Here is a 10,637-nt window from a genome sequence, read left to right on the forward strand (position 1 = left end):
CCCGGGCCTTCAACACTGGTGATTCGGTGCCGCGCTGCGGGCGGACGGGTGCGTTTCACCGGCCCGGCTCCACGGCGCCCGTGGCCGCACGGAGCCGCAGCCTGTGCACACCCCGGCGGGCGTGGCTCTTGACGGTGCCCAGCGGCATCCCGGTGCGCTCGCTGATCTGCACCTGGGTCAGGTCGGCGAAGTAGAAGAGCGCCAGCACGTCGCGCTGCGGCGGCGGAAGCCGTTCGAGTTCGCCGGTCACCACGATCCGGTCGATCACCTGGTCGGCACCCTGGACCGGCTCGTCGAAGCGGTACCTGTCGGCCGCGTCCACGATTTCCCGGCGCCGCGTGCGCGCGCTGAGCGCGTCCGCGGTCTTGCGCCGGGTGATGCCCATGAGCCACGCCGGCAGGGTCCCGCGATCAGGGTGGAACCCCGCCCGGCCTCGCCACGCGGCGAGGAACACCTGCTGGGTGACGTCCTCCGCCTCGCGCCAGTCACCCAGGACGCGCGAGGCGTACGAGTGCACGAAGCCGCTCCAGCGCCGGTGCGCAAGCGACAGCCAGCGCTCGTCACCCTGCAGGAGCAGCGCGGTGACCTCCTCGTCAACCCCCTCGTCGTCCGGTCCTGTCCCGGGCCGGGCGGACGGGCGATCAGCGATCTCGCCTGCTCGTGGCGCCCTCATCACGTACTCTCCTCCGGCTCGCCGTACCGCGCCCCGGCCAGAAGGAACGGCAGCCCCCGTGGGGGAGAAGGCCTCCACCGGTCCGGAGGCGCGGTGTGATCAGCCTCCGCGTGGCAGCACGGCCGATACAACTCGCAGCGTTTTCGCAGCGAAAATTCCGGACGTGCCCCGCTGCCCCGCAGCGGATCGACAGGCGCGGCGGCCCCGCCGCACCTCCTCGCCTCCTCCGCGGAGGCGCGGCGGGGCCGCCGTCCGATCCCGTGCGGGCCGACCGGCTACTTCGGCATCAGCACGGTGTCGACGATGTAGACGTTGGCGTTGGCGGTCCTGACGTTGCCGCAGACCACCTCGGAGGCGTCGTTGACCTTGTACGACTGGCCGGAGCCGGTGGTGGTGACCATGCCCTTCTGCAGCGTCTCGAAGTTGCCGTTCTCCAGCTGCTGCGGGGTGAGCCTCTGCCCGACCACGTGGTACGTGAGGAGGTTGGTGAGGGCGGCCTTGTCGGCGAGGACCTTGTCGAGTTCGGCCTTGGGGATCTTTGCGAAGGCGTCGTCGGTCGGGGCGAAGACCGTGATGTCCTTCGCGTTGTTCAGTGTGTCGACCAGTCCGGCCTGCTTGACCGCGGCGACGAGGGTGGACAGGGCCGGGTTGTTGGACGCGGCGGTCGCCACCGGGTCCTTGGCCATGCCGCCGAAGGAACCGGCGCCGTCCTTGGGAACACCCGCACAGGCCGGTCCGAACGGCTTGCCACCGGTCATCGCGTCGCCGGCGGGGCTGCTCTTCCCGGTAGCCGCCGCGGCACCTGCGGCAGCGGTGGGTGCGGCCTTGGCCTCGCTGCCGGAGTCGGAGCACGCGGACAGGGAGAAGGGGAGCAGGGCCGCCGCGGCGACGGCGACGGCGGTGCGGCGGATCGTGATGTTGTTCATGGTCTCGTGCTCCTTGAGCTGTGATTCGTGACGCGGTGGTGTTGCCGGATCCGGCCCGTGCGGGCCGCCGACCTCGTTGGACACGCAGGTCGGGGTGGCGCGGAAGCTGCTCACACCCGTCATTCGCCGGCACCGGCCCGGCGGATTGGTGCGGCCCCGAAAGAGTGAACCGGCCGACCCTGTTGCCGCTCACCCGCCGCAGCAGGAGCCGTCGGCCAAGCCGCAGGCGATCACCACCGCGCATGCCCCGCCCCACCGTCGCCCGGTCGCCGACCGTGGCCGGCACGCCCTGCCTCCCCATGAGGGACCGCCAGGGCGAGGGCGACGAAATGTGCCCCCATCCGCATGCCCGTCCGCTACGAAGAACTCCTGAGACGTCCACCCGCTCCGGTGAACGGACCGGCTGCCAGGGGCGGTCCGGACCGCCACCGTGAGCCCCGAGAAGCCAAGGACCGGCATGCGATGGACACCCCGCCCCCCGACGGCCCCGCCCGGCCGCGCCTTCGCCGTCTCGCCGCGGCCGGAGACCCTCACGTGAATCAACCACTCCCCTTCCGCGGCGGACCGGCGACAGGCCGGGCCGACCTCGCCGAGACCATGCAGAAGGTCGCCCGTGGCGACAAACAGGCCTTCTCTGCTCTCTATGACGCGCTCGCGCCCCTGGTGTTCGGGATCGTGGTCAAAGTCGTACGCGACCGGGCGCAGTCCGAGGAGGTGGCCCAGGAGGTCATGATCGACCTGTGGCGGCAGGCCGCCCGCTATCGTCCGGACACCGGGGCGGTGACCACCTGGGCCGCCACCATCGCGCACCGGCGGGCCGTGGACCGGGTCCGCTCCGCCCAGGCCGCCTCGGACCGGGAACAGGCCCAGGCGGCCCGCGAACACACCACCGCCTTCGACGAGGTCGCCGAACAGGTCGAGACCCGCCTGGAGTCGGAGCAGGTCCGCCGCTGCCTGGGCGGCCTGACCGAACTCCAGCGGCAGGCGGTGACCCTGGCCTACTACCGGGGTCTGACCTACCGTGAAGTCGCCGAAGCCCTGGGCACACCGCTTCCCACCATCAAGACACGCATGCGCGACGGGCTCATCCGGCTCCGCGACTGCATGGGGGTGACCACGTGAAACACCACGCATCCGACGCCCACACCCTCGCCGCCGCCTACGTCCTCGGCGCACTCGAGGCCGGGGAACGGGACGCCTTCGAAGCCCACCTGCGGGCCTGCGACGCCTGCCGGCAGGAGGCCGCGGAGCTGGAGGCGACCGCGGCGCGGCTGGCTGCGGCGGTGGCCGAGCCGCCGCCCGCGTCGGCCAAGCACCAGGTCATGGCCGCCATCGACGGGGTGCGTCAACTCCCTCCGCGCATCCCGGCCCCCGCCCCCGCACCCGCCGCCGTCGGTCGGCTGCGCCGCGCAGCGCTGCCGCTGGCCCTGGCCGCCAGCGCGGCCGTCGCCGTACTGGGCGGCGTCACGGTGTGGCAGGCGTACCACAGCCGTGACCTCACGCAGGAGGCCCGCCAGGCCCAGCAGCAGCTCGACGCGGTCACCGCCGTCCTCGCCGCGCCTGACGCCCGCACCGTGCACGGACGTGCCGCCAACGGCGCGTTGACCACCGTCGTCACCTCCGCCCGCCAGAACAGGGCCGTCTTCGCCGCCGCCAACCTCCCCGCACCCGGCACGGGCAAGACCTACCAGCTGTGGCTCGACCACGACGGCACCATGCGCCCGGCCGGCTTCGTCGACCACGACGGCACCGTCATGCTGACCGGCAACCCCGCCGACGCAGGTGCGGTCGGCCTCACCCTCGAACCCACAGGCGGCTCACCCCAGCCCACCACCGACCCCCTCCTGCTGATGACCCTTCCCTCCTGACCGGACACGGGGGGCCGGGTTCGAGTGACCCCCAGGCACTCGGACCCGCCCCGTGCTTCCGGGCCGGAGCAGGGTGGGGAGTTGACCACGACCGCCGGCCAGGTGCCTGGCGGCGTACCGAGGAGCCGGAGGTGCTGCTCGACCGGCTCGGACAGGAGTCCAGGACGCCTTGCAGGCTGTGGCATTCGGCCAGGGTGGGCTGGACGCCGATCCCGGTCCAGAGGCGAAAGGGCCACCGGCAGCGCATTGGTGACGGAGCCCACCGGCACCGGTATGCGCGGCGTCGCGGGCCGCTTCGCGGTGTCGTCCGCTATTCCCGCAACCCCCGGAGGACCCCGGCGGCCTCCGCGGTGATCGCATCCACTTCCTGCCGGTCCGCCGGGGTGAGGTCCAGCCGCTTCGCGGACCAGCGGGCCTGTTCCTGCCTCAGTCCGCGGACCCGGTCGGCCTCGCCCGCCCGCTCGGCCGCGGCGATGAGTCCCGAGTACGCCCCCACCACCTGGTTGATCCCGTCCAGGGCGACTTCATAGGCCCTGCCGTCCTCCTCCGACCAGGCGGCCGGTCCCAGGCTGCCCAGTACCGCTTCAGGCTCCGTCACGGTGTTCTCCCCTCCGGATGCGCCGGGCGGACCCGACGAACCCCGAGCGTACGCGGGCTGCGGAGGACGGGCCGGGCCCGAGTGGCCCGGGGAAAGGGACGCCGCACGGGCCCGTCAGGTGGGGTGGAACAGGTAGCAAGTCGGCTGCAAGTGGCGTGCAACCGGGCTCCGAAGACTGGCGGGCATGAACGCGAGCAACCCTTCCGAAAACGCTGCCACCACCATCCATCCCTACACCCGCGAGATGGCGATGATCCACCAGGTGTTCCGCCGTGGGTCGCGCCTGCTGGCCGAACTCGTCCAGGACGTCCGCCCCGCCGACACCGCCCGCTCCCGGATCCTCGCCGAGCACTGGCGGCTGTACTCCGGATCCGGCAGTCCACCAGCTGCCCGAGCAGCATCACCCGCAGCAGCGCCGCGTCCTGGTCGGCGAAAGCGGCCGGATGGTCCGAGAGGAGCCCGAGGGCCGCGTCCAGGAGGGCCTCGGCGTTCTGCGGGGCGTAGCGGCGCACCGCCTGCTCGCACGCGAGCCGGGCGTAGCGGACCGCGGGCCCGGCGTCGGCGGTCATGACCGCGGCCGCCCGCAGCAGGTGGTGGGCGGTGGCGGCGACGTCGTCCGAGCCGAGGGCGATCAGGCTCCGGCCCAGACGGGAATGCATCCGGGCCAGCCGCAGGCGCGTGAGGTCGCTCTCCAGGGCGTCCCGTACGAGGGCGTGGGTGAAGCGGACCATGCCCGGACGCGGCTCGGTCAGCAGACCGGCGGTCACCCCCGTGTCCAGCGCGTCGAGCAGCTGATCGGCGTCGCTGTCGGCGGCGTGCACGAGCAGGGCCACGGGAGCCTCGCGGCCGGCGACGGCCGCCAGCCGCAACCCTGCCGTGACGGTCGGCGCCAGCAGGGCCAGCCGTCGCCGCAGTACGTCCTGGACACCCTGCGGGACCCGGGCCAGTGCCTGCTGTTCCCCCTCGCCGGCCAGCAGCAGCGAACTCTCGCGCAGGTGGAAGGGGTTGCCCCCGGCCCGCTCCGCCAGGGCCGCCGCGGCGTGGTCGCTCATGTCCGCCGCACCGCGCCGCAGCAGCTCCACCGCCTGGCCGTCCGACAGCCCGCCGAGCGCCAGCCGCACCGGCGAGCGGGCGGCCAGCCGGGCGAGGGCCCCGGTCAGATCGCCCTCGCCGGTCCGGTACGAGCCCACCAGCAGCAGCGGTACGTCGCGCAGCTCCTCGGCGCACAGCAGGAACAGCTCGACGCTCTCCGAGTCGCCCCGGTGCAGGTCGTCGAGCACGATCGCCAGCGGCCGCCGCACGGCCGTCTCGCGGAGCCAGCCGAGCAGCGCCCTGTGCAGACGGAAGCGCCGGGCCGGGCTGCCCTCCGGCTGCGCGGAATCGCCCGCGGTGCCGGGGGCCAGGAGCGGGCTGAGCTCATCGGCGTCCGGGCCTGGCGACGCGGTCCGCGCCAGCTCCGGCAGCATGTCGAACCAGGCCCGGCCGGGCGGGGCCCCATCGGTCTCCGGGCACTGCCCGGAGCCCACGAGCCAGCCCTGTCCGGGCAGTTGACGGACGAGGGCCTCCAGGAGGCTGGACTTCCCGATGCCGGCCTCACCCGAGACCACGACCACCTGCGCCCGGCCGGCCCGCGCCCGGTCCGCCGCGGCGGCCAGCCCGGCCAGCTCCTCCTCCCGGCCCAGCAGCCGGTCCGCGCTCAGCACGGTCGGAGTCCCCGGCCCGGCCACCGCGGCCGGGCCGCGCACCACCACCGCGGGGGAGTCCATACCCGCGCCCCCGACGGCCACCGCCGTCGCGGCGGGGGTCCCGGTCGCCCGGTGCAGCACGTCCAGGCCCTGGTGCAGCAGGGCCTGCTCCAGTTCCAGCAGGGCGGGTCCTGGCTCGACGCCGAGTTCCTCGCCGAGGAGGTGGCGTGCCTGCCGCAGCGCGGCCAGGGCGTCCCCCTGACGGTTGCGGGCCCACAGCGCCAGCGCCAGCAGCCGCCAGCCCTCCTCGTGCAGCGGCTGCTCCCGGGTCAGGGCGCCCGCGTCGGCGAGGGCCTGCGCGGCTTGTCCGCAGCCCAGCCGCGCCGCGGTGAGGCGTTCGCGGGCGGCTCGCCGTACCTCCTCCAGGCGGGCGCGTTCGCCGGCGGTCCACGGCTCGTCCGAGAACTCCGCGTACGGCTGCCCGCCCCACGCGGCGAGCGCCGCGGCCAGGCCCTCGACGGCGGCCCAGCCGGGCAGCTCCGCGGCCGAGGAGGCGGCCACCCGGTCCTCGAACACCCAGGCGTCCACGGCGTCCTGCCGCACGGTGAGGGCGTAGCCGTAAGGTGCGCTCACCAGGAGCTGGGCCGGGCTGCGCGGCGCCCGTCCCGGTTCGAGGACGCGCCGCAGCCGCGCGATGTAGGCGTGGAGGGAGGCCTGGGCGCTCGACGGGATCCGGGTCGGCCACAGCCGTTCGACGAGCCGTTCCGTCGGCACCACCGCCCCACGGGCGAGCAGCAGTTGGACCAGGACCATCCGGGCGAGCCGGCCGCCCGCATCGACCGGGCGGCCGTCGACCTCGACCCCGAACGGGCCGAGCACCTTAAAAGTGATCATGACAAGAACATCGTAGGGCGCGCGGCCCGCACCCCGGGAGGGCGCCGCGCCGGGGCGCGCCGGGCTGCGGCGGGTGCGCTCCGCTTCCGGCTGCGGCCGCGGCTGCGGCGGGGGTGCCGGGCCGTGCCGCGGCGCCCTGGACACGGTCCCGTCCAAGCGGCTTCCGGCCCCGCTCGACCGGTGCCGTGGGCCCCGGGTACGTACGCTCTCCGGCCACGATCGGCCGACACGCGGAGGGCCTCCGAGAGGGGGCGGAACTCGAAGATCCGTTCTGTAGCATGATCGGCCCGCGGCACGGCGGACCGGTCTGACCAACCGGTCGCGCGGCCGCGCGAACCATCTGATCCGGCCGCGCGTGTCCGACGGCCGAGGGGCACATAGGGGGGATGTCCGTGCGGCACATCGCGCACGGTGGGGAACCGGGGGAGCTGGCGTTCGCCGTGCTCGGGCCGCTGCGCATACGGGGCGGCGGCGACGGGACCACGGAGATCAAGCCGGGCTCGCCCCAGCAGCAGGCGGTGCTCGTGCAGCTCCTGCTCCGCCCGGGGCTGGGCGTGTCCATGTGGGACCTCGTCACCGGGGTCTGGGGCGAGGACCCGCCGGACGGGGCCATCGCCAACCTGCGTACGTACGCCTGGCGCCTGCGCAGGCTGCTGGAGCCGGACCCGGCGGCCCCGCGGATCCTGGTGTCGGCGGGGGACGGCTACCGGCTTGACGTCCCCGGCTGCTCCGTCGACGCCCTGGAGGCCGCGGAGCTGGCCGAGCGGGCCGCGGCAGCGCGGGAGGCGGGCGGCCTGCCCGAGGCGGCCGGGCACGTCGCGGCCGCGCTCGACCTGTGGCGGGGCGAGCCCCTGGCAAGGGTGCCGGGACCGTTCGCCGACCGGCAGCGCGAGCGCTGGGGCGAACTGCGCACGGCCTTGCTGGAGGAGAAGTACGACCTGGAGCTGGCGCAGGGCAGGCACCGTGGGGTGGTCCCCGAGCTGACCGCGCTCGCCGCGGAGCACCCGGGGCGCGAACGGCTGCACGGGCTGCTGATGCGGGCCCTGTACGCCACCGGGCGCCGCACCGAGGCGCTCGCTTTGTTCCAGCGGGTCCGCCGCACCCTCATCGAGGAGCAGGGGATGGAGCCCGGCCGGGAGCTCACCGCCGTGCACCACCGGATCCTGGAGGAGCGGGACGACGAACCCTGGCCGGAGGCGCGGGCGGGCGGCGCCGGGTCCGGGGCCGGTGCGCGTACGGGGGCGGCCCCGGCCCCCGGTGCCGGTGCCGACCCTGCGTCCGGCCTCGGTCCCGACCGCGAGCCCGGCCTCGGTTCCGGCCCGGCTCCCGGTCCCGACCGTGCGTCCGGCCTCGGTGCCGGTCCGGGCGGTGCGTACGGTCCCGGCTCGGGTCCCGGCCGTGCGTCCGATGCGCATCTCGGTGCGGATTCCGGTGCCGGTACGGGTGCGGGCCGCGGGCCGTTGTCCGGCACCGGGTCCGGACCGGCGGCGCCTGCGGGGCCCGCTGGCCGGTCCGCGTCGGTTCCGGCGGCGGGACCCGCACCCGACGCGCCGCGCCGCGCGGCCGTACCCGGGGAGTCCGCGGGCGCGGCCGGCGCGGCCCTGCCGGTGCCGGGCCCAGGCGCGGCCGGCGCGGACCGGCCGGGCAGCGGACTCCACCGCACCGTCCCCGCCCAACTCCTGCGCGCCGTACCCGACTTCGTCGGGCGCCGTGCCGAGGTGGAGCAGCTGCGCGCGTTGCTGACCGCGCCCGACCGGCAGGGCCTGCCACTCGCGGCCGTCTCCGGCATGGGCGGCATCGGCAAGACCTCGCTCGTCCTGCACGTCGCGCACCTGGTGCGCGAGCACTACCCCGACGGGCAGCTCTACGCCGACCTGCGCGGCATGGACCCCGACCCGGAGGACCCCGCCATCGTGCTGGGCGCCTTCCTGGACGGACTCGGCTACCCCCTGCACCTCCTCCCCGACACCGTCGACGCGCGCGCCCGGCTGCTGCGCACGGTCCTGGACGGCCGCCGCGTCCTGATCGTCCTCGACAACGCGGCCGACGCCGCCCAGGTGCGCCACCTCGTACCCGGCGCGCCCGGCTGCGCCGTCCTCGTCACCAGCCGCGCCCAACTCCCCAGCCTGGAGGGCGCGGTGCAGCTGGGACTGGGCCGGCTGCTGCCCGAGGACGCCGCCACCCTGGTCGGCAGCATCATCGGCCCCGGCCGCCTGGACGCCGAACGCTCCGACGTCCAGGCGCTCGTCGACGCGTGCGGCCAGCTCCCCCTGGCCACCCGGATCGTGTCCGCACGCCTCGCGGCCCGGCCCGGCTGGCCCATCGCGGCCCTCACGGCCCGGCTGCACGACGAGGCCCGCCGGGTGAGCGAGCTGAAGGTGGGCGACCTGGCCGTCGAGGCGGCGTTCGACCTCAGCTACCGGCACCTGCCCGCGGCGCAGGCCCGGGCCTTCCGGCTGATCGCCGTGGCCACGGCCGCCGACCTGGGTCCGCAGGCCGCCGCGGCCGTGCTGCAGACCGATGCCTTCGACGCCGAGGACCTGCTGGAGGAGCTGGTCAGCGCATCCATGATGGAGTCCCCGGCGCCCGGCCGGTACCGCATCCACGACCTGCTGCGGGTCTTCGGGCGTGACCGTGCCCGCGCCGACGACCCGGCGGAGGCCGACCGGGCCTGGGAGAGCCTGCTCGGCCACCTGCTCGCGACCGCCTGCAACGCCTTCGCGCAGCTGGTGCCCGGCGACGCAGTGGTCGGCTCCCTGACCTCGCTCGGTGCGGCCGGCGGCGACTTCGCCCACCCCCAGGCGGCCCGCGCCTGGGCCGCCGAGCACTTCGAGGCGGCCGTCCTGGCGGTCCAGACGTGTGCGGACCGCGCCGACGAGGAGCCGTATCGCCGCCTCCTGCCCGCCGCGACCGACCTGCTGGTGGCGCTCAGCCCCTTCGTGGGCGACCTGCGGCACGAGCAGCTGGCCCCCGCCGCGCTCCGGGTCGCCGAGGCCGCCGAACGCCGCGGTGACCGGCGGTCGTTCGGCCGGGCCCAGTGGCTGAGCTGCTCCTTCGCGCTGCGGGCCGGTCGGCTGCCGGTCGCGCAGGAGCACGCCCGGTCGGCGGTACGGGCCTGCCGCGAGGCCGGCGACGTACCGGTCCTGCGGCAGGCCCTCAACGACCTCGGACTGGTCGCGGTGACCCTCGGCGACTTCGACGAGGCCATCGCCCACTACGAGGAGGCCCTGGCCCTGGCCCGCCGGCTCGGCCACCGTTCGGGGGAGATCGCCACCAGTCTCAACTGCGCGCTGGCACACGTCCGTCTGGGCGACACCGCCCGCGCGCTCGCCGCGGCCGAGGACGTGCTGGAGGCCATCGGCGAGCTCGACGACGCCGCCGCCCTCGCGTACGCGCTCTACGTGCGCGGCGTCGCGCTCGCCGGGGCGGGCCGCCACGAGGAGGCCGGCGAGCAGCTGACCGAGGCCCTGGAGGCCTGCCGCCGGGCCGGCGACGACGGCCGCGAGGTGCACGTCCGCTACCGGCTCGCGGACTCGCTGCGCCTGCTGGGGCGGTTCCCGGCGGCGGAGTCGATGGGCCGCCGGGCGGTCGCCCTGGCGCGGCGGCGCGCCGACGAGCGGGCCGAGGGCCAGGCCCTGCTGGTGTGCGGCCGGGTCCTCGCGGACCGGTCCGACGCGGAGGGCGCCCAGGTGTACCTGGAGCAGGCCCTGCACATCTTCGAGGGGCTGGGGCTGCCGGAGCGGCAGGATGCCGCCGACCTGCTGGAGCGGCTCGGCGGCCGTACTTCCTGACGCGGCGGTATTCCTCCGGGGGCCGTGCCCGGAGGAGGCCGCGCCCCGGGGGCGCATTCCGATGACGGGACGCGCGACCAGCACGGTGAAGGGCGCACGCGGGCCGCACGGCGAAGGGCGGTGGGCCCCCCCCCCCCGCGTGGGGGGCCCCCCCCCACGCCCGCCCGGGGCCCCACCCCCACCCGGCGCGCCAGCGCCCCCC

The 10,637-nt window shown here is 75.6% G+C and carries 7 protein-coding genes; 3 read left to right on the plus strand and 4 right to left on the minus strand.

Annotated features, from left to right (window positions below; translation table 11 throughout):
* Positions 1–55: 55 nt before the first annotated feature.
* Positions 56–673, minus strand: a complete 618-nt coding sequence (locus ACIF6F_RS08935; protein ID WP_399943285.1) for an RNA polymerase sigma factor — start codon at positions 671–673, stop codon at positions 56–58.
* A gap of 275 nt (positions 674–948) precedes the next feature.
* Positions 949–1,599 carry a fasciclin domain-containing protein gene (locus ACIF6F_RS08940; protein WP_399943497.1) on the minus strand — a complete coding sequence of 217 codons (651 nt, stop codon included), beginning with the start codon at positions 1,597–1,599 and terminating at the stop codon, positions 949–951.
* Positions 1,600–2,133: 534 nt separating this feature from the next.
* Between ACIF6F_RS08940 and sigK the strand changes: the two genes are divergently transcribed.
* A complete protein-coding gene (gene sigK / locus ACIF6F_RS08945; protein ID WP_399943288.1) occupies positions 2,134–2,721 on the plus strand; it encodes an ECF RNA polymerase sigma factor SigK in 588 nt (195 codons plus the stop codon).
* Complete coding sequence (locus ACIF6F_RS08950; protein ID WP_399943291.1) at positions 2,718–3,467, plus strand: anti-sigma factor domain-containing protein; 750 nt, start codon at positions 2,718–2,720, stop codon at positions 3,465–3,467. The genes sigK and ACIF6F_RS08950 overlap by 4 nt, the downstream gene beginning before the upstream one ends.
* 310 nt (positions 3,468–3,777) lie before the next feature.
* Here ACIF6F_RS08950 and ACIF6F_RS08955 read toward each other — a convergent pair whose 3' ends face one another.
* Both ACIF6F_RS08955 and ACIF6F_RS08960 read right to left on the minus strand, forming a co-directional pair.
* Positions 3,778–4,065, minus strand: coding sequence for a hypothetical protein (locus ACIF6F_RS08955; protein ID WP_399943294.1), 288 nt, complete (start codon positions 4,063–4,065; stop codon positions 3,778–3,780).
* A complete protein-coding gene (locus tag ACIF6F_RS08960; RefSeq protein ID WP_399943297.1) occupies positions 4,062–6,644 on the minus strand; it encodes a BTAD domain-containing putative transcriptional regulator in 2,583 nt (860 codons plus the stop codon). The genes ACIF6F_RS08955 and ACIF6F_RS08960 overlap by 4 nt, the downstream gene beginning before the upstream one ends.
* A 386-nt stretch (positions 6,645–7,030) precedes the next feature.
* On the opposite strand from ACIF6F_RS08960, the gene ACIF6F_RS08965 reads away from it, so the two are divergent.
* Entirely contained in the window at positions 7,031–10,435 is a 3,405-nt protein-coding gene (locus tag ACIF6F_RS08965) for an AfsR/SARP family transcriptional regulator (protein ID WP_399943299.1), read from the plus strand.
* The last annotated feature ends 202 nt before the right edge of the window (positions 10,436–10,637 follow it).

The organism is Streptomyces sp. NPDC086023, assembly GCF_044540325.1.
GTDB lineage: Bacteria > Actinomycetota > Actinomycetes > Streptomycetales > Streptomycetaceae > Streptomyces.

Excerpts from the sequence above, each read along its gene's own strand:
- ACIF6F_RS08940 (WP_399943497.1), bottom strand. The coding sequence starts at position 1,599 with ATGAACAACATCACGATCCGCCGCACCGCCGTCGCCGTCGCCGCGGCG.
- ACIF6F_RS08965 (WP_399943299.1), top strand. The coding sequence starts at position 7,031 with ATGTCCGTGCGGCACATCGCGCACGGTGGGGAACCGGGGGAGCTGGCG.
- ACIF6F_RS08960 (WP_399943297.1), bottom strand. The coding sequence starts at position 6,644 with ATGATCACTTTTAAGGTGCTCGGCCCGTTCGGGGTCGAGGTCGACGGC.
- ACIF6F_RS08935 (WP_399943285.1), bottom strand. The coding sequence starts at position 673 with ATGAGGGCGCCACGAGCAGGCGAGATCGCTGATCGCCCGTCCGCCCGG.